The organism is Nonomuraea sp. NPDC049158 (genome assembly GCF_040648335.1).
Taxonomy (GTDB): Bacteria; Actinomycetota; Actinomycetes; order Streptosporangiales; family Streptosporangiaceae; genus Nonomuraea.
On the sequence record NZ_JBEZDM010000006.1, the window covers coordinates 373,152 to 396,601 of the forward strand.

At 68.5% G+C, this 23,450-nt stretch carries 28 protein-coding genes and 2 tRNA genes; 12 read left to right on the top strand and 18 right to left on the bottom strand.

The window, feature by feature from the left end; genetic code table 11:
* Positions 1-33 precede the first annotated feature (33 nt).
* The 13 genes from AB0B61_RS17045 to AB0B61_RS17105 all read right to left on the bottom strand — a co-directional run bounded on the left by AB0B61_RS17045 (position 34) and on the right by AB0B61_RS17105 (position 7,957).
* The gene (locus AB0B61_RS17045; RefSeq protein ID WP_358432342.1) at positions 34-1,113 is read right to left on the bottom strand and encodes a hypothetical protein; all 1,080 of its coding nucleotides are present in this window, start codon (positions 1,111-1,113) and stop codon (positions 34-36) included.
* Positions 1,114-1,204: 91 nt separating this feature from the next.
* Positions 1,205-1,633 (bottom strand): MaoC family dehydratase, encoded by a 429-nt coding sequence (locus AB0B61_RS17050; protein WP_358432344.1) that lies wholly within the window; start codon positions 1,631-1,633, stop codon positions 1,205-1,207.
* 1 nt (position 1,634) lies between these two features.
* The gene (locus AB0B61_RS17055; protein WP_225294557.1) at positions 1,635-2,084 is read right to left on the bottom strand and encodes a MaoC family dehydratase N-terminal domain-containing protein; all 450 of its coding nucleotides are present in this window, start codon (positions 2,082-2,084) and stop codon (positions 1,635-1,637) included.
* Between the two features lie 213 nt (positions 2,085-2,297).
* Positions 2,298-2,462 carry a 50S ribosomal protein L33 gene (gene rpmG, locus AB0B61_RS17060; protein WP_019632658.1) on the bottom strand — a complete coding sequence of 55 codons (165 nt, stop codon included), beginning with the start codon at positions 2,460-2,462 and terminating at the stop codon, positions 2,298-2,300.
* A 70-nt stretch (positions 2,463-2,532) separates the two neighbouring features.
* Positions 2,533-2,606 (bottom strand) — tRNA-Met (locus AB0B61_RS17065).
* Between the two features lie 213 nt (positions 2,607-2,819).
* The gene (locus AB0B61_RS17070; protein ID WP_358432346.1) at positions 2,820-3,299 is read right to left on the bottom strand and encodes a GntR family transcriptional regulator; all 480 of its coding nucleotides are present in this window, start codon (positions 3,297-3,299) and stop codon (positions 2,820-2,822) included.
* Between the two features lie 799 nt (positions 3,300-4,098).
* The gene (locus AB0B61_RS17075; RefSeq protein WP_358432348.1) at positions 4,099-4,341 is read right to left on the bottom strand and encodes a hypothetical protein; all 243 of its coding nucleotides are present in this window, start codon (positions 4,339-4,341) and stop codon (positions 4,099-4,101) included.
* Between the two features lie 9 nt (positions 4,342-4,350).
* Complete coding sequence (locus tag AB0B61_RS17080; RefSeq protein WP_358432350.1) at positions 4,351-4,719, bottom strand: DUF6247 family protein; 369 nt, start codon at positions 4,717-4,719, stop codon at positions 4,351-4,353.
* 284 nt (positions 4,720-5,003) lie between these two features.
* Positions 5,004-5,076, bottom strand: a tRNA-Thr gene (locus AB0B61_RS17085).
* Positions 5,077-5,143: 67 nt separating this feature from the next.
* The gene (locus AB0B61_RS17090; protein ID WP_357959209.1) at positions 5,144-5,347 is read right to left on the bottom strand and encodes a transposase; all 204 of its coding nucleotides are present in this window, start codon (positions 5,345-5,347) and stop codon (positions 5,144-5,146) included.
* A gap of 97 nt (positions 5,348-5,444) precedes the next feature.
* Positions 5,445-6,344 (bottom strand): phosphotransferase, encoded by a 900-nt coding sequence (locus AB0B61_RS17095; RefSeq protein WP_358432352.1) that lies wholly within the window; start codon positions 6,342-6,344, stop codon positions 5,445-5,447.
* Between the two features lie 7 nt (positions 6,345-6,351).
* Positions 6,352-6,858 (bottom strand): NlpC/P60 family protein, encoded by a 507-nt coding sequence (locus AB0B61_RS17100; RefSeq protein ID WP_358432354.1) that lies wholly within the window; start codon positions 6,856-6,858, stop codon positions 6,352-6,354.
* Between the two features lie 91 nt (positions 6,859-6,949).
* Positions 6,950-7,957, bottom strand: coding sequence for a GH25 family lysozyme (locus AB0B61_RS17105; RefSeq protein WP_358432356.1), 1,008 nt, complete (start codon positions 7,955-7,957; stop codon positions 6,950-6,952).
* Between the two features lie 249 nt (positions 7,958-8,206).
* On the opposite strand from AB0B61_RS17105, the gene AB0B61_RS17110 reads away from it, so the two are divergent.
* Together AB0B61_RS17110 and AB0B61_RS17115 are read left to right on the top strand one after the other, a co-directional pair.
* The gene (locus tag AB0B61_RS17110) at positions 8,207-9,169 is read left to right on the top strand and encodes an ATP-binding cassette domain-containing protein (RefSeq protein ID WP_358432358.1); all 963 of its coding nucleotides are present in this window, start codon (positions 8,207-8,209) and stop codon (positions 9,167-9,169) included.
* Positions 9,150-9,893 carry an ABC transporter permease gene (locus AB0B61_RS17115; protein WP_358432360.1) on the top strand — a complete coding sequence of 248 codons (744 nt, stop codon included), beginning with the start codon at positions 9,150-9,152 and terminating at the stop codon, positions 9,891-9,893. The genes AB0B61_RS17110 and AB0B61_RS17115 overlap by 20 nt, the downstream gene beginning before the upstream one ends.
* Positions 9,894-9,896: 3 nt before the next feature.
* On the opposite strand, the gene AB0B61_RS17120 is transcribed toward AB0B61_RS17115, so the two are convergent.
* Positions 9,897-11,018, bottom strand: coding sequence for a hypothetical protein (locus AB0B61_RS17120; RefSeq protein WP_358432362.1), 1,122 nt, complete (start codon positions 11,016-11,018; stop codon positions 9,897-9,899).
* An 83-nt stretch (positions 11,019-11,101) separates the two neighbouring features.
* Here AB0B61_RS17120 and AB0B61_RS17125 point away from each other — a divergent pair, with 83 nt between their 5' ends.
* The 9 genes from AB0B61_RS17125 to AB0B61_RS17165 all read left to right on the top strand — a co-directional run bounded on the left by AB0B61_RS17125 (position 11,102) and on the right by AB0B61_RS17165 (position 19,661).
* A complete protein-coding gene (locus AB0B61_RS17125) occupies positions 11,102-11,599 on the top strand; it encodes an NUDIX hydrolase (RefSeq protein WP_358432364.1) in 498 nt (165 codons plus the stop codon).
* 39 nt (positions 11,600-11,638) lie between these two features.
* Positions 11,639-11,989, top strand: a complete 351-nt coding sequence (locus tag AB0B61_RS17130) for a PadR family transcriptional regulator (RefSeq protein ID WP_357649265.1) — start codon at positions 11,639-11,641, stop codon at positions 11,987-11,989.
* Positions 11,986-12,870: a hypothetical protein gene (locus AB0B61_RS17135; RefSeq protein WP_358432366.1), complete on the top strand. Its 885-nt coding sequence runs from the start codon at positions 11,986-11,988 to the stop codon at positions 12,868-12,870. Before AB0B61_RS17130 ends, AB0B61_RS17135 begins: the two co-directional genes overlap by 4 nt.
* A gap of 34 nt (positions 12,871-12,904) precedes the next feature.
* Positions 12,905-13,807 (top strand): hypothetical protein, encoded by a 903-nt coding sequence (locus tag AB0B61_RS17140; protein WP_358432368.1) that lies wholly within the window; start codon positions 12,905-12,907, stop codon positions 13,805-13,807.
* Positions 13,808-13,813: 6 nt separating this feature from the next.
* Positions 13,814-15,553 carry a peptidoglycan-binding protein gene (locus tag AB0B61_RS17145; RefSeq protein WP_358432370.1) on the top strand — a complete coding sequence of 580 codons (1,740 nt, stop codon included), beginning with the start codon at positions 13,814-13,816 and terminating at the stop codon, positions 15,551-15,553.
* A gap of 40 nt (positions 15,554-15,593) precedes the next feature.
* The gene (locus AB0B61_RS17150; protein WP_358432427.1) at positions 15,594-16,271 is read left to right on the top strand and encodes an ABC transporter ATP-binding protein; all 678 of its coding nucleotides are present in this window, start codon (positions 15,594-15,596) and stop codon (positions 16,269-16,271) included.
* Positions 16,271-17,449, top strand: a complete 1,179-nt coding sequence (locus tag AB0B61_RS17155) for an ABC transporter permease (RefSeq protein WP_358432372.1) — start codon at positions 16,271-16,273, stop codon at positions 17,447-17,449. The genes AB0B61_RS17150 and AB0B61_RS17155 overlap by 1 nt, the downstream gene beginning before the upstream one ends.
* A gap of 10 nt (positions 17,450-17,459) precedes the next feature.
* Complete coding sequence (locus tag AB0B61_RS17160) at positions 17,460-17,864, top strand: GNAT family N-acetyltransferase (protein ID WP_358432374.1); 405 nt, start codon at positions 17,460-17,462, stop codon at positions 17,862-17,864.
* 84 nt (positions 17,865-17,948) lie between these two features.
* The gene (locus AB0B61_RS17165; protein ID WP_358432377.1) at positions 17,949-19,661 is read left to right on the top strand and encodes a GMC oxidoreductase; all 1,713 of its coding nucleotides are present in this window, start codon (positions 17,949-17,951) and stop codon (positions 19,659-19,661) included.
* Between the two features lie 50 nt (positions 19,662-19,711).
* Here AB0B61_RS17165 and AB0B61_RS17170 read toward each other — a convergent pair whose 3' ends face one another.
* The gene (locus AB0B61_RS17170; RefSeq protein WP_358432379.1) at positions 19,712-19,927 is read right to left on the bottom strand and encodes a hypothetical protein; all 216 of its coding nucleotides are present in this window, start codon (positions 19,925-19,927) and stop codon (positions 19,712-19,714) included.
* A 191-nt stretch (positions 19,928-20,118) separates the two neighbouring features.
* Between AB0B61_RS17170 and AB0B61_RS17175 the strand changes: the two genes are divergently transcribed.
* Positions 20,119-20,562: a YbaB/EbfC family nucleoid-associated protein gene (locus AB0B61_RS17175; RefSeq protein ID WP_358432381.1), complete on the top strand. Its 444-nt coding sequence runs from the start codon at positions 20,119-20,121 to the stop codon at positions 20,560-20,562.
* 34 nt (positions 20,563-20,596) lie between these two features.
* Here the strand turns inward: AB0B61_RS17175 and AB0B61_RS17180 are convergent, their stop codons facing one another.
* From AB0B61_RS17180 to argG, 3 genes are read right to left on the bottom strand one after another with little or no spacing between them, the layout of a single operon-like run.
* Positions 20,597-21,247: a hypothetical protein gene (locus AB0B61_RS17180; protein ID WP_358432383.1), complete on the bottom strand. Its 651-nt coding sequence runs from the start codon at positions 21,245-21,247 to the stop codon at positions 20,597-20,599.
* On the bottom strand, positions 21,231-21,593 hold the full coding sequence (locus tag AB0B61_RS17185; protein WP_358432385.1) for a hypothetical protein: 363 nt from the start codon (positions 21,591-21,593) through the stop codon (positions 21,231-21,233). Before AB0B61_RS17185 ends, AB0B61_RS17180 begins: the two co-directional genes overlap by 17 nt.
* A 57-nt stretch (positions 21,594-21,650) precedes the next feature.
* Positions 21,651-23,099 (bottom strand): argininosuccinate synthase, encoded by a 1,449-nt coding sequence (argG, locus tag AB0B61_RS17190; RefSeq protein ID WP_358432387.1) that lies wholly within the window; start codon positions 23,097-23,099, stop codon positions 21,651-21,653.
* Positions 23,100-23,450: the final 351 nt, after the last annotated feature.

A 23,450-nucleotide genomic window follows, 5' to 3' on the forward strand; every position in this document is an offset into this window, starting at 1 on the left:
CCGGGATTCACTCGTGGGGCGCCTCGGGTTCTTTCACTCTTGGCGAGCCTCGGGGTGGCGCAGGCGGCGTACCGGAAGGCGGTCGGAGGGCACGACCAGCTCGCCCTTGAGGGCCAGCGAGAGCTCCAGGTCGGCGTTCTCGCCGTCTCGGGCGTCCTCGGGCAGCGCGCCGAGCGCGGCCGACCTGCGTACCGCCATCAGGTCGCCGCGCAACGCCCGCACCCGCCCCGGCCCCGCTTCGTGCCACCCCGCGCCGATCAGCGGTCGCTCCAGGCCGCCCTGCGATGCCTCTATATTGTCTGCCTCTATATCGTCCAACGATCGCTCCGTGCCGCCCGGCGGTATCTCCGTGCCGTCCGGAGGTCGCTCCAGGCCGTGCCACCCCGCTGCCACCGCGCCGTCCGCGACGGCCGCGACGAGCGGCGTGAGCGCGTCGCCCGTCAGTACGACCGAGGTCTCCATCAGCACGTGCACCTCGGACGTGTCGAGGCGCAGCAGCTTGGCCCGGCAGCCGCCCCACGTGGCCGAGCCGCCCCGCCAGTGCGGAGTCTCGGCCACCCGCCATTCGGTGATCCGGTCCGGATGGCGCAGCGCCAGCTCGTGCAGCACCTCACCGGCGCCGTCCACGTCGCCCAAATCGAGGGCCAGGACATGGGCGCCGGTGTGCTCGATCACCGACTCTATGGACGCCCGTACGTCCTCCGGCCAGCCATCGACGATGAGACTCACGGACGCCGTGACGTCGGCGGTCGCCACGCGCTGCCGCTCGGCGGCGACACCCGCCGCGTCGAGCCGGTTGGCGGCCAGGCTCGCGTCCCAGACGCGCTGGGCGTGCAGCATGTCGTCGCCCGGGTCACCCCGCTGTTCGGGGTCGCCGGAGAAGCCCAGCTCGGCGGCGGGATTGGCGCGGGCGCCTCTCGGCCTGGCCCCCGCGGTGCCGACACCCGTCGCCGCGCCCGCGCCGCCGGCCGTGTCGCGGCCCGTGCCGACGGTGCCCGCCACGTCCTCGGTCCTGACGGGAGCCAGGTGGCCGGGCGGCTTGTCGGTCACCGCGGAGACCGGGATCGATTCGACCGTGGGCCAGATCCTGCCTTGGTGCGGAGCTGTATTCATAGGCTCCCGCGTACCCGAGAGCCGCCCCGCCTACCATCCGACTCATCCCGCCGGGTTCGTCGTTGGGAACTCGTCGTTGGGGCTCGTCGCGCTAGGCGAGTTGAACCACCGCGCGGGCCTTGGACAGCACCCGGGTGTCGCCCGCCCTGGCCGTCAGCGCGACGACCACCCGCTTGTCCGGCAGCTTCTCCTCCACGACGCCGCTGATGGTGATCGTCGCGCCCTCGTCGTCATCGGGCACGACCACCATCGAGGAGAACCGCACCCCGAAGTCGACCACCGCGCCGGGATCGCCGACCCAGTCGGTGACGAACCGGCCGCCCTGCGCCATCGTGTACATGCCGTGCGCGATGACGTCGGGCAGCCCCACCGCCTTGGCGAACCGCTCGTTCCAGTGGATCTGGTTGAAGTCGCCCGACGCGCCCGCGTACATCACCAGGTTGAGCCTGCGGACGTCGTAGCCGGCGGCCGGGATCTCGTGCCCGACCTCGACCTCGTCGTACTTCACCGTGGCAGTCATCTCAGGCCGCCCCTCCGCGCTCGACGATCGTGTTGTACGTGGTGCAGACCGGCTCACCGGCGACCGTGGCGATGTCGCTTCTCACCGTCAGCAGCTCGTTGCGCCCGGCGCTGCGGATGTCGGTGATCGTGGAGCTGGTGACGAGCTCGTCACCGGCATAAATGGGGCGTACGTACTCGAAACGCTGCTCGCCGTGGACCACCATGGCCAGGTTCAGACCGAGGTCCGGATCGGCCAGCGCCTCACCGCCGCTCTGCAGGCTGAACACGATGGGGAAGGTCGGCGGCGCGACCACATCGGGATGCCCGGCGGCCTGGGCGGCGTCCCGGTCTCGGTAGATCGGATTGCCGTCACCGATCGCGGCGGCGAACTCCCTGATCTTCACCCGGCTGACCTCGTACGAGGACTTGGACGCGTACGTCCGGCCCACGAAGTCGCGGTTCAAGGCCATCTGTGCTCCCTCGCATGTCCGTTACGCAGACGCTAACAGAACAAGGTTCGGCTGTCGCCGGGATGACCATGACTTTGCCGCAGTGACGAGTGGCGACTTCCCCGCCGAGACAGCCGGTAGACGCGACAAACCGGCGCCCTGGAGTCAGGACGCCGGTTATGCGTTAGGTAAGGCCAGGAGAATGCCCCCGGCGAGACCGCGCTCGGAAAAGAGCTAGCGGGTCTCGCGGTGCGCGCGGTGGCAGCGGCAGTTGGGGCAGTACTTCTTCAGCTCAAGCCGATCCGGGTCGTTGCGCCGGTTCTTCCGCGTGATGTAGTTGCGGTGCTTGCACTCCTGGCAGGCCAGCGTGATCTTCGGCCTAACGTCGGTGGCAGCCACGTGGGAGTGCCTTTCTACGTTTGGGACTGGGACATGCCCAAGCCCAGGTCGGCGACCTGGGGAGGGGCAGTAGCGGAGGCCGGACTTGAACCGGCGACACAACGATTATGAGCCGTTTGCTCTGCCTGACTGAGCTACTCCGCCTTTGAGCCGGACGAACGACCCCGGCCCGTAGAGGATACCTGACCTGGGGAGCACATACGTAATCGACCAGCTCGCCCAGGCTGGCCGACCATTAAGCCTAGCAGCCGGGGTACAGCGGGCAAAATCCACGCACAACGACAAGGCAGGAGCGCGTTCTCGCGTCAACTCTCAAGTGCGCGGATCTCCACCTTACCGGCGGACAGGACCTCGACCTCAGGTCTTGGGCCAGTCCTTGCGCGCCGCCACGTACGTGCCACGCATCGGCACCGTGAACACCCACCCCTGCTCGCGTAGCAGAGCGACCGCCCGCCTGACGGTGCCCTTCGCGAGGCCGTACTGCTGCATGAGTGTCGTCTCGCTCGGGATCGGGAAGTCAGGCCGGAGTTCGCCGGCGCGGATCCGTTCGGCGATCTCGGCGGCGACCCGCTGGTAGGGCGACGTCGTCTCGTTGACGCGTGGCTGGTCTTCGGGACCGGCGAACGAGCCGACCCCGCGGACCGTGTAGACCAGACCGTCGTCTCGCAGCGTGCGGATGGCTTTCGTCGCGGTGATGCGCGACACCTCGAACTCGGCGACGATCTGGTGCTCGCTGGGGATGGCGTGGCCAGGCGGGATCGCCCCGCTGGCGATGCGGCGCCTGATCTCATTGGCGACCTGCCGATATATCGGCACAGGCCCCTCACGGTTGAGCACGCTCGTGACGATAGGTGAGCTATATCATGCCCTATTGTTCCACTACATGCTTCTTGTTGATCGCAGTCAACCATCTAACTGACTTATAGCAAGACCTAGACCAGACAGGGCAAGTGGACGTACGGTCAAGGCATGGTGGTTCCCGAACCCGCGCCTGACCTCCTCCTAATGACCTCGACCGCCCTCCGGGTGCCGCACGTCGTCGCCTACAGCGAGGAGACCGTCTCGCTGGCTCTCACCCTCCTCGCCGACGAGTGGGCGTTGAGCGGGCGGCGGCTGTCGTACATCGACCCTGCGGCAAGCGACTGGAGCCTGGGCGTGCTGTGGGCCCGGCAGCAGTCACACCGCCTTGGGAGGCCCCAGTACGACGAGCTGCACACGCTGCGGCAGCGGGAATGCATGCTGCATCGGCTCTGCCAGGTGTGCGCGAGGCCCGCGCTGGACCCCGGCACTGGGCGCCTCTCCTGGATCTTCCACGAGAAGGTACCCGCCGCGTCCGGTCACCTCAGCAAGCCGCCGACGTGCCTGCGGTGTATCCCAGGGGCGCGGGCCGCGTGCCCGCGTCTCCGGCAAGAGGCCCACGTCTACACTTCGCCCGACTACAAGCCGTGGGGGGTGAAGGGAATCGTCTTCTCCTCCGGCAGCCCGACTCGCCAGGACGTCCCGCTGACCGACAACGCCACGCTGGAATACACGCTCGCCAGGGCCCTCATCGTGCACGTATCGGATCTGCGGCCCGAGCGGGCCCCGTGGACAGCCCGGCCTTCGCCGCTTGGAGGGGACGAGCGAGGGCCGGGCCTCACAACCACACGATGCGCACGATGTAGACGAGTTGCCGTCGCTCCATCACGACATACGTGACGATGCCCGAGTGGCCGAACGGCATGGACAGCATGTTCCCGGCAGGGTTGCTGGATGGCGGATCGCCGCTCCACAGCGCGAGCTCCAGCAGCGCCCGAACCTCCATAAACGCAGGTAGCGCCTCGACCGGCAGCGTGTCGCGTTGTTTCTCCGCTGGCGGATCGAACTCGACGGCGTACACCAGGCGAGCCTACTGGCCGCGCTTGATACGTTCCCGGAGATCGGCGTCAACGGCGTCATCCCACCGCGTGGCGCCAGGCGGGCGTTCTCCCCGCTCGTAGTACTCCGCTGCGCGCTCTCCAGCCTGGAGGGTCTCCGCGTACTCGTTCGGGTCGGCTTTGAGGACTGCGGTCATCCACCAGCGCGTCTGAAACTCCTGGATGGGTGCCAAATCGTAGGAGATCTTCGCCTGATCCAACGCAGTCCGGTACTCGCGGTCGAACAGCACGTGGTCCTCGGCCGGCAGCGCGGTACGGATGGCTTTGGGGCTGCGGTCATCCTTGAGCGATGCCCGGATCTCCTCCGGCGTACGGCGTGTGCCATGCGGCTGAGCGCTCACCGGCTGCCCTCCTCTCGCTGCCCTTCAAGGCTACCGACCGTACAGGCATTTAGCACGCGAGTGAGAAGGACCGACTCGCACGCCGATCACTCGTCTGGCTAGCCCTGCCGTTCGGGGTGAGGTCGGCTTCGGACGCCTTGGCCTGACGCCCCCGCCGCAGAAACAAGGCGCTCGCTGCTTCGTCCAGCGGGCACCTGCTCAGTCGTCGCGCAGATAGCGCGCACAACGAGAAACGCCCGACTCCGCGATTTCACGGGTCGGGCGAATTGCCTTGTCAGTGTGCGAGCCCCCAAACGGAATCGAACCGTTGACCTTCTCCTTACCATGGAGACGCTCTGCCGACTGAGCTATAGGGGCCTGTCCGGCGCTGCGGACAGGTGTAACCATACACGGCCCTCAGCGATGACGCGAACTCGTCGGCCCACTAGCCGACCGCCTCGTATCCCCGCTGGAACGGCAGCTCCACGACCTCGCAGAGATCGGCCAGATCGACGTGCCGGGCCACCTCCGCGACCGACACACAGTCGGCGACGGGAACCCCGTCCCTGCGCACGCGGAGCACCTGTCGCCCGTCACGCTCGGCGAGAACGACCTCGTAGCCGTCTAATCCAACCCATCGCCTGTCCATAGCGGCACACAGTAGCTCCTGGGTCTCTCAATTTCCGATAGGCGACATGCGTTACACGCCATACCGAGTTGCTACTGCGGTCCTTGCGGCGGCGCATCTAGGTCGTGGGGAGTGCCGATTCGATGCCGGCCACGAGCTCGTGCAGCCAGTCCCCGCCACACTCGTACTCCCACACGAGTGCCAGCAGCATGTAGAGCAGTCGGTGGTTGGCCATGTGCGATGGCGCGTCGAGTGGAATGCCCGCGGGGAAGTACGCGTCGAGCATCGCATGCTGCGAGCCGGGCTCCGGGAAGTCCATCCTGGCCAGGTCCAGCCATGGGCTGGCGGCACCGCAGTCCGCCCAGTCGATGATCCCCTCGATCCGGGACCCGACCGACAGGACATGCCGCAGGTGGAGATCACCGTGCACGTACACGCAGGGCTGATCCCACCGACCACCGTCCACCAGGAGATCCCGACATCGGGAGAAGAGCCTCGGGGTCAAGATCCCGGCATCGGCGACAAGGCCGAGTCGATCCACCAGCCCCGCGACCTGATCAGCCCAGGTTCCCTCACTGGCGCATGGTGGCGGGCCGGACGCCTCCTTGAAAAAGCCCGCTCCCTTCACCGGAAGAGAGTGCACGGCACGCAGCAGCCGTCCCACCTCGGACGCCGCCTTGAGCGACGCGACCCCCGGCTCGCCAGAGACGAGTCGCGTCACCAGGTACGGAATCTCCGCGTCCGCCGCGCCGGCGATGACCTCGGGGACCGGAACGCCCCTCTCCGACATGGATCGCAAGGCCCATAACTCCACCTCGACTTCACGCGCGGCGGCGGCCTTGAAGACAGCGCGTGTCCCGGACTCCAGGGTCACTGCGGCGACCGTGTTGGCAGCGAATCCAGACAGCGGCTCATACCGTGTCACGCGTTGGGACAGCAAGCGCTGGATCAGCTCACCATCGATGCGCCCAGCATCGCTCACGACTACTCCCGTCAAAGGCTGGTCTGGACCGTACATACTGAGGTCAGTAGCGGTAGAAGCCCGCGAGGTCCTTGATCCTTCGGATGTCGTCGACGCGTACCGAGGCTCCCGTCTCGGGGGCGTTCATCATCTTGCCGTGGCCCAGGTAGACGCCGACGTGGTGGGTCTTAACGGTGTTTTTGGTGATTTTTCCGAAGAAGACGAGGTCGCCTGGTTCGGCCGAGCCGACTCGGCGCAGCCTGCGTACGTGGGCGTCGGTGGTGCCGGGGCCGAGTACGTCGGCGCCGAAGGCTCGGGCGTACACCCACCTGGTGAAACCCGAGCAGTCCAGCCCCCGTGTCCTGGCCGCCGGGCAGGGGCGCGTCTTTCCCCGGTAGCCCAGGCAGGTGCCCTTCGACGGTCCCGGGTCCGTACCGTGGCCGCCTCCCCAGGAGTAGACGACGCCCCGCTGCTGGATCTCGTACGCGATTCTGACGATCGCCGAAGGGGCGGGGAACCGCAGGAGCGGCACCGACGCGGTGGCGGTCAGCAGGATGAGGGCGATCGCCACCCAACGCCATCCCGATGCCGCCGCTAACCCTCGCAACCTAGGCATCGGGATTTATTCTGCTTTATCGGGCGGCCCGGCGAGCAGACCAGGTCTATCGGGCCGTGAGGGTGAGTTTCACCGAGCCGACCGTGACACGTACGCCGACCTTGCCCTTGCCCTTGGGCTTCGCGTTCGTGGTGAAGGTCAGCGTCGTCTTCTGGCCGCGCCCGAGCTCGGCGACGTCGCAGCGCACCGCCGTACCGCTGAAGTCGCAGCCCGGCGCCCGCACCACCCGCTGGCCGCCGAACGCGCGCCCGGACACCTTGACGTGCGTAACGGCGACCGGGCCGGTGTTGGACACGGTGACCGTGTACGTCTTCCTGTTCCTGGCCAGGCCGGAGACCGTCACCTCGGCGGGCGGGTTGGCCAGCTCCCCCAGCTCGTCCTCGGAGCCGTTGAAGGAGTTCTGGCCGCCGGCCAGCGTGCCCTTCTCGGCGGACTGCCAGAACGTGTGCCGCTCCCAGCCCTTGGGCAGCTCACCGGGATCGCCGCCCCAGCGGGCCAGCCACAGTGGGTGGGCGCCGAACTTGCCGGAGTCGCCGGTGCACGTCTGCCACCAGGCCCGGGTCGTGTAGATGATCGCCTGGCGGCCGGTCTGCTCCCGGTACTTCGCGGTGAACGACTTGATCCAGCCGACCATGTCCTTCTGCGACAGGCCGTAGCAGCCGTCCTTGCCGTTCTTGTCCTTGTACGGGTTCTCCTCCAGGTCGAGCACCCCGGGCAACGTCCACCCGTCGATCTTCCAGTCCCCGCCGTTCTGCAGGAAGAAGTCGGCCTGGGCGGCGCCGTCGGACTCGTGCGGCTGCGCGAAGTGGTACGCCCCGCGGAGCAACCCGGCCGCCGCCGCGCCGTCGTACTGCGCGTCGAAGGAGGGATTGCGGTAGTCGGTCCCCTCGGTGGCGTGGACGAACGCGAACTTCCCGCCGCCGGACGCGACGGCCGACCAGTCGACCTCGCCGGTCCAGTTACTGACGTCCACCCCGGCGACCCCGTCGGCGGCCCACGCGGTGCCGGTCATCCCGGCCGTGGCGACCGCCGCCAACAACAACAGACGTTTCACGCGGGAGATCATCGCGGAGCGCCGAACGGCCTCGCAAGAAATTTCTTATATCGGTATAAAACCGCATTTCAACGGCCGGAAATTGGTCATCCACAGGGTGTGTACGAGATGGCGTTTTCGCAGGTCAGGGCCGTTTATGAACGTCACTTTCACGTTTGCCAAACCGGCTTTATCTGGCTCAAGCTGATTCCGATCCTCAATCGAGCCCCCGACCTGGGGTTTCTTCGTCATGCCCGGAGGAGAACGACCATGATCCACGCCCGGGGACTGACCCGAGTGTTCAAGCTGAAGAAAGAGGCCGTCGAGGCCGTACGCGGCATCGATCTCGATGTGGAGGCCGGCCAGCTGGTCGCCTTCCTCGGCCCGAACGGCGCCGGAAAATCCACCACCCTCCGCATGCTGACCACCCTGCTGCCGCCCACCTCCGGCACCGCCACCGTGGCGGGCCGGGACATCGCCCGCGACCCCGCCGGCGTACGCGCCCGCATCGGGTACGTCGGCCAGAAGAGCAGCGCCGGCGAGAACTTCCGCGTCCGCGACGAACTCGTCACCCAAGGCCGCTGCTACGGCCTGGCCCCCGCGGAGGCGAGCAGGCGCGCCGACGAACTGCTCGACCTGCTCGACCTGCGGCCGCTGGCCCAGCGCAAGCCCGGCACGCTGTCGGGCGGCCAGCGCCGCCGCCTCGACATCGCGCTCGGCCTGATCCACCGCCCGGAGCTGCTCTTCCTCGACGAGCCGTCCACCGGTCTCGACCCCAAGAGCCGCGCCGAGGTCTGGTCGCACATCCTGCGGCTGCGGGAGGCGTACGGCACGACGCTCTTCCTGACCACCCACTACCTCGAAGAGGCCGACAGCATGGCCGAACGCGTGGTGATCATCGACAACGGCGAGATCATCGCGGACGGCACCGCGGAAGGACTCAAGAACGACCTGGCCGGCGACCGCATCACGATCACCACCGCGACGGAGCAGGAAGCGGCCACGGCCGCCGGGATGACCAGTGAGGCGACCGGCGAGACGGCGGTCGAGGTCGAAGGCACGAGCGTGCGGCTGCGCGTCGCCAACGCGGCCACGGCCCTGCCCGAATATCTGCGCGCGCTGGAGGCGAACGGCGTCAAGGTCGCCACCGCCGAGACCGCCCGCCCGACCCTCGACGACGTGTTCCTCACTCTTACCGGGAGAAGTCTCACCGATGACGACATTCCTTCGTGACACCGCGACGGTCTTCACCCGCGAAATCACCCCCGCGCTGCGCGAGCCCGCCGGGCTGCTGTTCGCGATGGGGCAGCCGCTGCTGTTCCTGTACCTGTTCGGCTCGCTGCTCGATGGGGCGACGGGCTCGTCGTGGCAGTGGTTCGTGCCGGGCATTCTCGTCATGATGTCCCTGACGGCGCCCATGTCGTCGGGTTATCTGCTGCTGGTCGAGTTGCTAGGCGGCTCGATGGAGCGGCTGATGGTCACGCCGTTGAACCGTTCGGCCATGCTGGTCGGCAGGACGATGAAGGAGATGGCGGTCCTGCTCTGCCAGGCCGTGCTGATCATCCTGCTGGCGCTCCCGCTGGGCTTCCGGCTGTATCCGGCTGGCGTGCTGGCCGGGCTCGCGATGTTGATCGTGCTGGGCGTCGGACTGGGGGCGCTCTCGTTCGTTCTCGCGATCAAGTCGGCGCCCAGCGGGAACCTGTTCTACCTGGTCACCCAGGTGGTGCTCTTCCCGATCCTGCTGCTGTCGGGGGTGCTGCTCCCCGTGGAGACCGGGCCCGCGTGGCTGCGGGTGGTCGGACAGATCAACCCGATCTCGTACATCGTCGAGGCCCAACGCGCCCTCTTCTCGGGCGACCTCACCAACCTGTCCATCCTGTACGGCACCGCGGCCGCCTGCCTCATCGCCGCGATCGGCCTCTGGCTGGGCAACCGGGCGATGCGCCGGGGAGTGTGATGTTCAGGGGCTGATCGCCAAGAACAGGAACGCGGCGAACAGCACCAGATGCACGCCGCTCTGCAGCAGCGTCGCCCGCCCCGGCACCACGGTGAGCGTCGTGACGACGAAGGTCAGCCCCAGCAGCACCAGATGCGTGGCGCCGAGACCGAGCACGAGCGGCCCCGTCAGCCAGATCGAGGCCACCGCGATGACCGGTATCGTCAGCCCGATGCTGGCCATCGCGGAGCCCAGGGCCAGGTTGAGGCTGATCTGGATCTGGTCGCGCTTGGCCGCGCGGACGGCGGCGATGGTCTCCGGCAGCAGCACCAGCAGCGCGATCACCACGCCGACCACCGCCTGGGGCAGCCCGGCCGACGAGACCGCCAGCTCGATCACCGGCGACTCGACCTTGGCCAGGCCGACGACCGTCACCAGAGCCACCAGCAGCAGCCCGAGGCTGATCATGGTGTCCCGCGCCGAAGGCCGCGGCGCGTGCTCCTCGGCGGTGGCGGGCGCACCCGCGGCCGCCTCGGTGGTGACCGGGAGGAACTCGGTGGTGACCGGGAGGAAGTAGTCGCGGTGCCGTACGGTCTGCGTCAGCACGAACAGCCCGTACAACAGGAGCGACACCACCGCCGCGAACCCGAGTTGCGCGGCGGAGAAGGCGGGCCCCTTGGCGCTCGTCGTGAAGGTCGGCAGCGCGAGGCTGAGCGTGCTCAGCGTCGCGACCGTCGCCAGCGCGCCTCCCGTGCCTTCGGCGTTGAAGACCGCCACCTTTCGCCGGAGCGTTCCGGCGAGCAGTGACAGCCCGACGATGCCGTTACACGTGATCATGACCGCGGCGAACACCGTGTCACGGGCCAGTGACGCCGAATGCTCGCCACCTGAGATCATCAAACTGACGATCAGCGCCACCTCGATCACCGTCACGGCCACGGCCAGCACCAGCGATCCGAACGGCTCGCCCACCCGGTGCGCGATGACCTCGGCGTGGTGCACGGCGGCCAGGACGGCGCCGGCGAGCAGCACGGCCACGATGATCACCAGGACGGGCGGGAGAACGCGACCCCATGACAACGCCAAAGCGAGGAGCGCCAGCAGGGGGACCGCGACCGTCCACTGTCTCGTTATGTAACGAAGCATATACAGGGTGTTGCCCAATCTTCCGGAGTTACCACCGATCATGCCTTGTCATCCGTTTTGAGGGGAAATAGACCATGGATCACGTGATCGCGACGGAGACCGCGTCATGGATCCCCGCGGCGCACCGGCTGGAGGTCGTCCTGTCCTCCCGGCTGCCGCCGACCGGCCAGATCACCACGGCCTTCGCCGTCGTACGGGACGACACCGACAGGATGCTGCTGACCTGCGTCGACCGGGCGGGACGCGGCTGGGACATCCCCGGCGGCCACCTCGAACCCGGCGAGTCACCCGTGGACGCGGCCGTCCGCGAGCTGGCCGAGGAGACCGGGCTGGTGCTGGCGCCCGAGGAGCTGTCCGTTTTCGCGTGGTTGCGGATCGAGCTGACGGGGCCAGTGCCTGATGGGTACCGCTATGGGGCGCTGACGAATCTGGTGATGTTCCAGGCGCGGCTCGACTCGCCGGGACCCGCCGTACGGCCCCCTGCGGGGTCGGAGAGTACGCGGGCCGAATGGCTTCCGGCCGAGGAGGTGGAACGGTTGTGCGCCGGGCAGATCTGGCTGACCGCGTACCGGACGCTCTAGCCGTTGCACACGCTTCGTTTAACGGATTAACCTCGTCCCATGCCCAGGGGAACCTCAGAAGTCAGCGAGCCGATGTACTTCGTGCTCACCGCGCTGCGCGGCGGACCGCTGCACGGACACGCGATCAGCAAGTCGATCAAGGAGCTGTCCGGCGGCCGCGTCCAGCCCTCTGTCGGCACCCTCTACGGCATCCTGGAGCGGCTCAACGAGCGAGGCGTGATCGCCGTGGACCGCGAGGAGACGGTCAACGGCCGCAACAGGCGCTACTTCAGGATCACCGACGAGGGCCAGTCGCTGGTGGAAGCCGAGGCGAGACGCATGCAGGAGGCCGCGTCCCTCGTCCTGCGGCCGACCACGTTCGCCTCCCTCGTCCGCCGCCTGACCGCATGACCACGCTCGAACGGCGCTACCGCAGGCTGCTGCTGGCCTACCCGAGGCAGTACCGCGTGGCGCACGGCGACGAATTACTCGACGTCCTGCTCGAATCCGCCGCTCCAGGACAGTCCACCCCGGTGCTCAGGGAAGTGTGGGGACTGCTCCGAGGCGGCGTGCGCACCCGCATCACGCATCAGGCGACGGGCACCGCGTGGGCGGACGGCCTGCATCTCGGGGTCACGGCGGTGTCGGCGGTGAACCTGGCCGCGCTGCTGCCGTTCACGGGCTCGCTGCCGCTGTGGACGCTGCTGTCGGTGCTCGCGCTGCTGGCGGTCATGCACGGATGGACGCGGACGGCGTTCCTGCTCACTCTCGTCATCGGCGTCAAGGCGGTCTCGATCGCCGGCGGCTGGCAGCCCTTGGACCTCACCCTCCTGCCGGTCTACCCGTCGTCGCTCGCCGACCGTCCCCTGTTCCAGTCCAGCAGCCCGCTCGAGGTGGCCGTGGGCTACGGGGTCGTACTGTCCGGCCTGGCGGTGCTGGCCTGGCGGCGGCACCGGCCACGCGTCCGGTCGTGGTGGTGGTTCGTGGCGGCGCTGGCGGCCGCGTGGGCGGGCCCGTCGTGGCTGCCGGAGGACACGCTGTTCCCGATCAGCCTGAGCAAGATGGCCGCCGAGGTGGTGGCGCTGGGGCTGGCCGTGGCGGGTGCGTACCTGGCCCGCGACCCGCGCTGGGCACTGGCCTCGGGCATCTACCTGGTGGTCACCTCGGCCGACCTGGGCCTGCACGGCGACCAGCTGACCAGGCAGCACCTCGCCTACTGGGGCGTACTTGTCGTGCTGACCCTGGCGACCGCGTTCGCGCCCTATCGGCAGCGGCGGCACGCTCTGGATTGACCATGCTCCGTTAAACGGAGTATGGTCCTCTGCCATGCCCAAGAGATCCCCTCTTGCTCCTGTCGTGGCGCTGGTCGCGCTGGTCGCACTCGGCGGCTGCGGGGGCACCGCCGAGAAAGCGCCACAGCCGTCTCAGACGGTGGCGGCCAAAGACAAGAAGCACCTGCTCGAATCGGTCAAGGCGGACTGCATGAAGCTGAAGGGCTTCAAGTACGTCGCCTACGTACCGGCGGAGAAGCAGGAAAGCGAGGACGACAAAGCCCGCAACCTTGGCGACTACCAGGCGATGCGCAAACATCGCGAAAAATATGGGTTCGGGGTATTCGCGATGCACGTCTACCCCAAGGAGATGGGGAACCCGGCCGTCAAGCCCGACAACCCGGAGATCAATCCCAACTGGAAGATCCAGACCTCGCTGTCCAAAGCCCAGGCGACGGCCTACCAGAAGGCGGCAGACGGCTGCATGATCGAGGCGGCCAAGAAGGTTCTCGGCAAGACCGTGAAGTCGATGGACGACTACTTCAACCAGCAGAATCGGGCTTCCGATCAGGCCAGTGCCAGGACCATCGACAGTGACCCCAAACTGATCGAGCTCGCCTCCGCCATGGCCGGCTGCCTCAAGGGCAAGGGCTACCCGATCGGCAAGACCACGCCCACGGCCATGTCCCGCCAGGGGCAGAAAGTGTTCCTCGCCCAGGAGGACAAGCTGGGCAGGCAACAGAGAGACGACGTGCCCGACGTCGCACCGCCGGTCAAGGAGGGCGAGATGGCGATGACCTACGCGCCCACGCTCACCCCGGAGGAGGCCAGGCCCTACCTGAACAAGGAGATCAAGGCGGCCCTCGACGACCTGGAGTGCGGCAAGGACTTCTACCCGGCGTTCATGCCCAAGGGCGAGGCTGTCACCCAGCAGATCAACGAAGAATTCGGCATGTGAGGCGCGGTGAAGTCGCCCCGCAGGCTGCTCGCCTTCGTCATCGCCGGTGTCGTGGCCATCGCCGCCGCCGGCTGGGTCGTCAGCACCCGCCTGCGCTCCCCCGCCGACGAGGCCGCCCGCCGCAGCGCGCCCAAGGCGTCGCTGGTCACCGCCGCCGTCGAGCGCCGCAAGCTGGTCAGCACGGTCGTGGTCAGCGGCACGCTCGAGTACGGCTCGCCGCTGCCCATCACCCTCGCGGGGGTGGTCGGTGGCACCTCGGAGCTGCAGCGGGTCACCCGGGCGCCGCGCCAGGGCAGGCTGACGGAGGGAGCGGCGTTCATGGAGGTGAACGGCCGCCCGGTGTTCGCGCTGCGCGGCTCCGTGCCGATGCACCGCACGATCGGCCCGGGCACCGACGGCAAGGACGTCAAGCAGTTGCAGAAGGCGCTGCGCAGGCTCGGGTACGGCGGCCCCACCTCGGGCGTGTTCGACCGGGCCACGATCGCCGCCGTCACCAGGATGTACAAGAAGAAGGGGTACGAGGCCCAGCAGCCCACGCTGACCGACCGGCAGGCCCACGACCAGTTGCGCAAGGCCGTACAGACGGCGCGGGAGACCCTGGCGACCGAGAAGAACACGCTCGACCAGGGGCGTGACGTGCTCCCGTTGAAGGTCAAGCTGACCAACGCCAAGGCGGACCTGAAGTCGGCGCGCGCCGCGCTGAAGGAGGCCGAGCGGCAGCGGCTCACTCCGGAGGACGACGCCAAACTGGCGACGGCCGACGCGACCGTACGCGCGGCCGAGGAGAAGCTGCTCGAAGCCGAGCAGGCGCTCACCGCGGCCAGGAATCAGCCGGCCGCCGCCCCGACCGCCACCTCTACCGCCCTGCCCACCGCCACGCCCGCGCCTCAGCCGACCCAGGACACGAGCCTGCTGGAGCTGAAGGTTCGCAATGCCAGGGCCGATCTGGACCAGGCGCGGGAGGCGTACGGCCGGATCAAGGAGGAGTCGCGGCAGGCCCGCGAGAAGCTGCTGGAAGAGCTGCGCAAAGCCGAGCGCACGGCGAAGGACGGGCTGGTCACGGCCGAGCAGGCGCTGCGCCAGGCCCGGCGGCTCTCCCCCACCAAGCTCAAGGTGGCCAACGCGGCCAAGGACGTGAGCGCGGCCAGGTCGCTGCTGGCGGAGTTCGAACGGACCTACGGCACGGCGATCCCGCCGGGCGAGATCGTGTTCCTGCCGAAGCTGCCCGCGCGGGTGCAGAAGGCCGCGGTGAAGGCGGGCGAGGCCGTCGAGAAGGAGATCGCCACGGTGACCAGCTCGACGTTCATGGTGACGGGGTCGGTCGAGAGCGCCGAATCCGACCTGCTGCGGACGGGCATGAGCGCGGTCATCGAGCTCGACTCGGGCAAGACGTACCCGGCGGCGCTCACCGCGGTCGGCGAGAAGGCCACGGTGCCCGACCAGGAGAAGGGCGCCGAGGGCACGCAACCGGTCCTGCTCACGCCGAGCTCGGCGAAGGGGCTCAAGGGCCAGTCGGGCGCCACGGTCACGGCCAGGGTGACGGTGGGGGCGACCGAGGAGCCGGTGCTGGTGGTCCCGGTGGCCGCCGTCGTCACGGGGGCCGACGGCAAGGCGCGCGTGCAGGTGGAGTACGCCACGGACAAGACCAAGGAGGTCGAGGTCCGCACCGGCCTGACCGCCGACGGGAACGTCGAGGTCACCGGCGCGCTCAACGCCGGCGACCGAGTGGTGGTCAGCGGTGTCTGAACCGGTCACTGCGCCGGTCACTGCGCCGGCCGGGTCCGCGGTGCCTGAGCCGGTCATCGAGCTGACCGCCGTGTGCAGGGACTACCCCGCGCAGCCGCCCGTCCGCGCGCTCGACGACGTCTCGTTCCGGGTGGCGCGCGGCGACTACCTGGCGATCGTCGGCCCGTCGGGCTCGGGCAAGTCCACGCTGCTCAACGTCCTGGGCCTGCTGGACCGGCCCAGCTCGGGCAGCTACCGCCTGGACGGCACCGAGACCACCACCCTGCGCGACGGCGACCGGACCAAGCTGCGCGGCGACCGCATCGGCTTCGTCTTCCAGTCCTTCCACCTGCTCGCCCACCGCAGCGTCGTGGAGAACGTGATGCTCGCGGAGATCTACGGCGGCCACCCGCGCAAGGGCAGGCGCGAGCGGGCACTGGGCGCGCTGGAGCGGGTCGGGCTCGGCCACCGGGTGAACTTCCCGCCCGACCGGCTGTCCGGCGGCGAACGCCAGCGCGCGGCCATGGCCAGGGCCCTGATGGGCGAGCCGTCCCTGCTGCTGTGCGACGAGCCCACCGGCAACCTCGACAGCCGCAACACCGAGGCGGTGCTCGACCTGTTCGACGAACTGCGCGCGCAGGGGCTGACGATCGTGGTCATCACGCACGAGCGAGAGGTCAGCACGCGCGCCGGTCGCCGGGTGCGGATCACCGACGGCGCGCTGGTGGAAGAGGCGTGATGCACGTACGGGATCTCGTCGGCGAGGCCGTCGCGGGCATGCTCGCCCGGCCGGTGCGCTCCGCGCTCACCACGCTCGGCACCGTGCTGGGCATCACCACGCTGGTCATCACGCTCGGAGTGGCCGCCACCGCGGGCAACCAGATCGTCGGGCGCTTCGACGAGCTGGTCGCCACGGCCATCACAGTGGAAGTACCGGAGAGCCCGAACGTGCCGCTGGTCGGCTGGGACTCGCTCGACCGGGTGACCAGGCTGCGCGGGGTGGTCTCCGCCGCGGCGGTGGCCGAGACCAAGGACAGCTCCAACCTGTCCGTCCGCTCCAACGATCTCGTCGACCCGGCCAGGGTGACCACGCAGAGCCTGACCGTACTGGCCGCCACGACCGGCCTGCCCGAGGCCGCCAGGGGCCGGATCGTCGAGGGCAGGTTCTACGACGCCGGCCACGTCAAGCGGGCGGACCGGGTGGCCGTGCTCGGCGACCAGGCGGCCAAGATGCTCGGCGTCACCCGTCTCGACCGGGCTCCGGCGATCTTCATCGGCAAGCACGCGTACACGGTCATCGGCATCCTCGGCGACCTGCGCCGCGAACGGAACCTGAGCACCGCCGTCATCGTGCCGCCCACGGTGGGCAAGCGGTTCGGGCTGCGTGACGTGACCAGGGTGCTGGTCAACACCAGCCTGGGCGCCGCCGACCTGATCGCCGGGCAGGCGCCGAACGCGCTCTCCCCCGGCAACGGCGACCAGCTGCAGGTCGTCGCCCCGCCCAGCCCCACCAGGGCGCGCGACCAGGCGCAGGACGACGTCAACGCGCTGTTCCTGATCCTCGGCCTGGTCTCGCTCGTGGTGGGCGCGGTCGGCATCGCCAACGTCACGCTGGTCACCGTGATGGAACGCGTCGCCGAGATCGGCCTGCGCCGCTCGCTGGGCGCGGCTCGCCGCCACATCGCCGCCCAGTTCCTGCTGGAGTCGACGCTGATCGGGCTCGCGGGCGGCGTGATCGGCGCGAGCGTCGGCGTGGTCGCCGTCGTCGCCGTCTCGGCCGCCAAGCAGTGGACGCCGCTCCTGGACGTACGGCTGGCGATCGGGGCGCCCATCGCCGGGGCCGTGGTCGGCCTGCTCGCCGGCCTGTACCCGGCACTGCGGGCGGCCAGAATGGAGCCGGTGGACGCGCTCAGGTAGCTTTTCGATCATGAACCCGACACCCGAGGACGGCATCACGCTCACCGTGTGCCCTTCCCTGACCGACCACGACCTCAACGACCTCTTCGCGGCGTCGTGGCCCGGCCACGACGCGACCTCGTTCGCGGGCCGGCTCGGCCACAGCCTCTGCTGGATCGCCGCCCATCGCGCGGACCGCCTGGTCGGCTTCGTGAACGTCGCCACGGACGGCGGCATCCACGCCTTCATCCTGGACACCACCGTGCATCCCGCCGAACGCCGAGCGGGCCTCGGTGTCCGCCTGGTCCGCGCGGCCGCCGACGAGGCCAAGGCGCGCGGCGCCGAGTGGCTGCACGTGGACTACGAACCGCATCTCGAGGGCTTCTACGCCCAGTGCGGCTTCCGCCCTACGGCGGCGGGGTTGACGCAGCTCTGAGGATCGCGGCTCTGAGGATCGCGGCGCGACGAAACGGCGGCGCGGAGGATTGCGGGAAGGTCTTTCGCGGGGTCTACTTCGTCCATGGCACTCCCCGAACTCGTCCCCTCCGGGCAGCCGGTGGACGTCCAGAAGACCAGCTTCTCACTCGATGTTCTCGGCCGCTTCTTCTGCAGCACCTGGCAGGAGGCGACGGGCAGCGGCGGGCCGCCGTTCTCGGCGGTGGTGGTCGGCGGCGGGATGTACGGGGCGTACTGCGCGACCAAGATCTACCGGCGGCACCCGGGCAAGCGGGTACTGCTGCTGGAGGCCGGCCCCTACCTGGTGCCCGAGCACGTGCAGAACCTCGGCCGCATCGGGCTCAACGTCCCCGCGCCCATCGCGCCCGGCGCCGATCCGCGCGTGCCCCGGGAGCTGGTGTGGGGGCTGCCGTGGCGGGGCAACGTCGACTTTCCCGGGCTCGCCTACTGCACCGGCGGCAAGTCCCTCTACTGGGGTGGCTGGTGCCCCCGGCTCACGGCGGATGATCTTCGGCATTGGCCGGCCTCGACGGCCGCGTACCTGGAGAGCACCTACCTGGAGGTGGAGAGCGAGATCGGTGTCGTGCCCGCGACCGATTTCATCGCGGGAGACCTCTATAAGACGCTGTTCGAGGCGTTCGCGTCCGCCGCCGCCGTGACACCGGGGTTCGAGACCGGCCTCGGCGATCGCGGCGCCGAGGTCGCGCCGCTCGCGGTTCAGGGAGACTCGCCGGTGTCGGGCCTGTTCAGCTTCGACAAGTACAGCAGCCTGCCGATGCTCATGGACGCGGTCCGCGAGGATGTGGCCGCCTCCGGGGGACGCGACGCGGACCGGCGGCTCTTCGTGGTGCCCCTGGCGCACGTCCTGCGGGCGCACGCGGCCGACGGGGTGGTGACCGGGATCGACGTCGACGCCGCCGGGCGGCCGGAGTCCCTACCGGTCTCCCCCGACTGCGCCGTGATCCTCGCCGCGAGCGCGGTGGAGACCACCCGGCTCGCCCTGGGCTCGTTCCCCACTCCGCTCATGGGCCGCAACCTGATGGCGCACGTACGCAGCGACTTCACCGTCCGGATCCGCCGGACGGCGCTGCCGCGGCTGCCCGAACACGTACAGACCGGCGCGCTGCTCCTGCGCGGGCTGGTGCCCGCCGGCCGGTTCCACATCCAGATCACCGCGTCGACGAGCCAGGGCGGATCCGACGAACTCCTGTTCCGCATGCTCCCGGACATGGACCTGCTCGAACGGCAGCTGGCCAACACCGATCCCGACTGGATCACGGTCACCCTGCGCTGCGTCGGCCAGATGCACGGGGACCGGACGACCGAGATACCGGACCCGGACAAGAGCTGGATCAATCTCAGCCCGCACGAGGTCGACGAGTACGGCATGGCGCGGGCGTACCTGCATCTCACGCTCGATCCGCGGGATGAGCAGGTCTGGCAGGCCATGGACCGCGCGGCGCTCGCCATCGCCCAGGCGGTCTCCGGCTCGCCGGACCAGATCCAGTACCTGTACGACAACGAGTGGCACGCGCAGCCGTTCCCCTTGGACCGTTCGTTCCCCGAGTGGCATCGGGGACTCGGGACGACCTACCACGAATCCGGCACGCTGTGGATGGGCGACGATCCGGCCACCTCGGTGACCGATCCGGTGGGCCGCTTCCATCACCTACGGAACGCCTATGCCTGCGACCAGTCGTTGTTCCCGACGGTCGGCTCGGTCAACCCGGTCCTCACGGGACTGACCCTCGCCAGGCAGCTGGCCGACCGTCTCTGAACGGAACGCCGTCTCCCTTGCGGGAGACGGCGACCGTGACCGTGCGAGTACTAGCGAACCCAGAGGGGGTAGTAGCCGGGACTACCCGTGCAGTCGTACTGGCTGAAGCCCTCCCGGACGTACTGCTGGCCCATGTCGATGCACTTGGACTTGGTGGTGAAGACGCCGATGTACACCCAGTCGGCCGCCTGAGCGGGGGTGCTGAGCACGCTGACGCCCATGACAGCGATGGCTGTCGTGAGGAGCGCGGCACGTAGACGCGGCATGTGTCTCCTTACAAACCCGGAGGGAGCGATACGCGAAGATCATGTCAGGGCATGGTCCGAAACGCGATCTCGGCGACAGTCGTTGCCGGTTCTCCCGTCGGAACCGGCTGCCGAGGGTGCCGCTCACCGAATGTCGATATTGTGATGCCCGGCATCGCCCTGGCGGCACGTAGAGAGCTGAGGTAGGACAAGTGGCGGCACATGGCTTCGGTGATTTCGCGAACATGAATATCGATGCGTTGCTGGCGGATTCACAGAAGCGGGTGGCCCGTTTCGAGGAAGCGCAGAAAAGGGCCGCAGACGTGGTCGGCCGGGCCGCCACCGCCGACGACCACATCGCGGTCGAGTGCACCGCCTCCGGCGTGAGCAGACTCGATATCGACCCGCGAGCCAAGCGCATGAGCGTCGAGGAGATGTCCGCGGCGATCCTCCAAGCGATTCACGATGCCGACGCGGACCTCAAGCGTCAACTGTCGGAGATCCTGACGGACTCGTTCGACGGGGACCTCCTGAACCCGACCGGCGACCCGGAAGCCGCAAGTGCGCAGGTCGAGGAGGCGCAGAAAGCGTTCGACCGCATAATGACCGACGCGATGGGCGAGCTGAACCGCATGCGCAAGGAGTTCGGCTACTGACCGGGGGACCCGCGTGGCGGTGTCGCCGCACCCGTTACTTCAGGCCGTCCGCCAGGGTCTTGTCGTACCCCCAGGCAATCCCACACGCCACCAGCAGCTTGAAGAGCTCCCACAGAACCTTGCTGCGCAACACCAGAAGGCGCTGCTCCATGGAGAGGGCCAGCGATTGCGCCTTCCATTGGCCGTAGAACCACCCCCCTCCGCCGAGGGTCCCGGAGAGCGCGAGCGCCGCCGTGAAGGTGGCACTCGTGAAATTGAGGTAGATCCACGCGGTCCAGAGGTTGGCCAGCACTCTGAGGATCAACGCAAGACGATGCGCCGAGTTGGCGGCGGTCTGCGAGCCCGTGTCGTACTCGTCGACCTTCTCCCCGAAAGCGGCTCGATCCATCGCCTGCCAACTGGCCGCCGACACATTGTCGTGCTGATCCCGCATGGACGCGCCGGAGGCGGACACGCTGCTGCTGATGGCACTCCAGCCGTCCGCGGCCTTGTGCAGCAACTGCGGATCCGCCGGGATCGTGAGGGCGTACTTGAGCACGTACTTCTGCAGCGACGGCAACAGGACGGCGGCGAACGCGTATTCAGCGAGTGCCGTCAGCTGCATCCACCGCAGATCGCCGCCGCCGCCGGGCTCGTACGGACTGGGCGTGCCACCCGGAATGGGGAGTTTAAATGCGTCGGACATTTTCCATGTTCTCCACTTCCGCGGCGTCCACGTTTCCGGATGCCGTATACAGCTCGTCTCGATGACCGTGCAATGATTGGGCCATGTCGCCCAGCTTCCGCTCGGCGGCGGCGACTATTTTGTCGTGCTCCTGGGTCAACGGAAGCCCAATCACACCCAACGCACCCCAGCCGAGCCGCATATTCGGCGGAAAGGTGCCGGCCTCTTCCAGATGTGACACGGGAGAAGTCCCGTCGGTGTCGTCGACAAGCGCGTCACCGAGTCTCTTGATCGCTCCCCTGTCGTATATCCGGGCCGACTCATCCCCACCTGTGCCGGGTGTAGCCGAAGGCAACGCCATCACCATCCGCTCTTTCGACGGTACGTCGACAAGATCCTATAAGCCGGAAGCTACGCATACCGGTCAGTCGTTGCCGAGCTCCATCGCGGCGCGGTCCAGCATCTCCTCGTCCTCGGAGACCTCGCCGCGTGAGGCGATGATCTCGGCGCCGCCCTGCGGCATGTCGCCGATCAGCGGGGTCGAGGGCGTCTGGGAGGCGTCGATGAGCGCGGGATGGGTGGGGCCGAGCATGCCGAGGCTGGCGTACTGCTCCAGCTTGGCGCGCGAGTCGGCGATGTCGAGGTTGCGCATGGTGAGCTGGCCGATCCGGTCCACCGGACCGAACGCCGAGTCCTCCGTACGCTCCATCGACAGCTTGTCCGGGTGGTAGCTGAAAGCCGGACCGGAGGTGTCGAGGATCGAGTAGTCCTCACCGCGCCGCAGCCGCAGCGTCACCTCGCCGATGACCGCCGTGCCGACCCAGCGCTGCAGCGACTCGCGGACCATGAGCGCCTGCGGGTCGAGCCAGCGGCCCTCGTACATCAGCCGGCCGAGCCGCCGTCCCTCGCTGTGGTAGCTCGCCAGCGTGTCCTCGTTGTGGATCGCGTTGACCAGCCGTTCGTAGGCCGCGTGCAGCAGCGCCATCCCGGGCGCCTCGTAGATGCCGCGGCTCTTGGCCTCGATCACCCGGTTCTCGATCTGGTCCGACATGCCCATGCCGTGCCGGCCACCGATCGCGTTGGCCTCCATCACCAGGTCGACCGGGGAGGCGAACTCCTTGCCGTTGATCGTCACCGGGCGGCCCTGGTCGAAGCCGATGGTCACGTCCTCGGTGGGGATCTCGATCGTGGGGTCCCAGAACCGCACGCCCATGATCGGATCCACGGTCTCGATGCCGTTGTCGAGGTGCTCCAAGGTCTTGGCCTCGTGGGTGGCGCCCCAGATGTTGGCGTCGGTCGAGTAGGCCTTCTCGGTGCTGTCGCGATAGGGCAGGCCGTGGGCCAGCAGCCACTCCGACATCTCCTTGCGCCCGCCCAGCTCGGACACGAAGTCGGCGTCGAGCCAGGGCTTGTAGATGCGCAGGTGGGGGTTCGCGAGCAGGCCGTAGCGGTAGAACCGCTCGATGTCGTTGCCCTTGAACGTCGAGCCGTCGCCCCAGATCTGCACGTCGTCCTCGAGCATCGCCCGGACCAGCAGCGTCCCGGTGACCGCCCGGCCGAGCGGGGTGGTGTTGAAGTAGGCCCGCCCGCCCGATCGGATGTGGAACGCGCCGCAGGTCAGCGCGGCCAAGCCCTCCTCGACCAGCGCCGCGCGGCAGTCGACCAGGCGCGCGATCTCAGCCCCGTACTTCGTCGCGCGACCGGGCACCGAGGCGATGTCGGGCTCGTCGTACTGGCCGATGTCGGCGGTGTAGGTGCACGGGACGGCGCCCTTGTCGCGCATCCACGCGACGGCGACCGAGGTGTCGAGACCACCCGAGAAGGCGATGCCGACCCGCTCGCCGGTGGGCAGGGAGGTGAGAACCTTGGACATGAGACAAGAGTATGCATTGCTTCGCATGGTCATGCAAGGTTCGGCTCGGGCCGTGGTCTTCGCGTGCAACAGTTTTTGCCCTTGCCCCCTCTCGGAGGTGAAAGAACGACGAAGGGCGAGAACCGTTGGAAGGCGATCCCCGATTCGCAGAGTTACGGGCTCGAGGTGGTCAACGACAAGATCATTTTCTCGCTGCGCTCGGGCGGAGTCTCCACCGTCTGGTCAGCGGCAAGTCGGCCAGCCTGGGCATCAAGCCGGTGGGCAATTCGATCAAGCTGCCGACGGCCGATTCCACTGGAAGAATCCTCAGCTACCCGCTCGGGGACGACCTGTACATGATCGACCTGTCCA

Bases quoted from the DNA above. Each gene is read 5' to 3' on its own strand.
- AB0B61_RS17045 (WP_358432342.1), bottom strand. From the start codon at position 1,113: ATGAATACAGCTCCGCACCAAGGCAGGATCTGGCCCACGGTCGAATCG.
- AB0B61_RS17155 (WP_358432372.1), top strand. From the start codon at position 16,271: ATGCACGTACGGGATCTCGTCGGCGAGGCCGTCGCGGGCATGCTCGCC.
- AB0B61_RS17160 (WP_358432374.1), top strand. From the start codon at position 17,460: ATGAACCCGACACCCGAGGACGGCATCACGCTCACCGTGTGCCCTTCC.
- AB0B61_RS17055 (WP_225294557.1), bottom strand. From the start codon at position 2,084: ATGGCCTTGAACCGCGACTTCGTGGGCCGGACGTACGCGTCCAAGTCC.
- AB0B61_RS17120 (WP_358432362.1), bottom strand. From the start codon at position 11,018: ATGCTTCGTTACATAACGAGACAGTGGACGGTCGCGGTCCCCCTGCTG.
- AB0B61_RS17165 (WP_358432377.1), top strand. From the start codon at position 17,949: ATGGCACTCCCCGAACTCGTCCCCTCCGGGCAGCCGGTGGACGTCCAG.
- argG (WP_358432387.1), bottom strand. From the start codon at position 23,099: ATGTCCAAGGTTCTCACCTCCCTGCCCACCGGCGAGCGGGTCGGCATC.
- AB0B61_RS17090 (WP_357959209.1), bottom strand. From the start codon at position 5,347: ATGGACAGGCGATGGGTTGGATTAGACGGCTACGAGGTCGTTCTCGCC.
- AB0B61_RS17110 (WP_358432358.1), top strand. From the start codon at position 8,207: ATGATCCACGCCCGGGGACTGACCCGAGTGTTCAAGCTGAAGAAAGAG.
- AB0B61_RS17170 (WP_358432379.1), bottom strand. From the start codon at position 19,927: ATGCCGCGTCTACGTGCCGCGCTCCTCACGACAGCCATCGCTGTCATG.
- AB0B61_RS17050 (WP_358432344.1), bottom strand. From the start codon at position 1,633: ATGACTGCCACGGTGAAGTACGACGAGGTCGAGGTCGGGCACGAGATC.
- AB0B61_RS17115 (WP_358432360.1), top strand. From the start codon at position 9,150: ATGACGACATTCCTTCGTGACACCGCGACGGTCTTCACCCGCGAAATC.
- AB0B61_RS17180 (WP_358432383.1), bottom strand. From the start codon at position 21,247: ATGTCCGACGCATTTAAACTCCCCATTCCGGGTGGCACGCCCAGTCCG.
- AB0B61_RS17135 (WP_358432366.1), top strand. From the start codon at position 11,986: ATGACCACGCTCGAACGGCGCTACCGCAGGCTGCTGCTGGCCTACCCG.
- AB0B61_RS17185 (WP_358432385.1), bottom strand. From the start codon at position 21,593: ATGGTGATGGCGTTGCCTTCGGCTACACCCGGCACAGGTGGGGATGAG.
- AB0B61_RS17095 (WP_358432352.1), bottom strand. From the start codon at position 6,344: ATGTACGGTCCAGACCAGCCTTTGACGGGAGTAGTCGTGAGCGATGCT.
- AB0B61_RS17140 (WP_358432368.1), top strand. From the start codon at position 12,905: ATGCCCAAGAGATCCCCTCTTGCTCCTGTCGTGGCGCTGGTCGCGCTG.
- AB0B61_RS17130 (WP_357649265.1), top strand. From the start codon at position 11,639: ATGCCCAGGGGAACCTCAGAAGTCAGCGAGCCGATGTACTTCGTGCTC.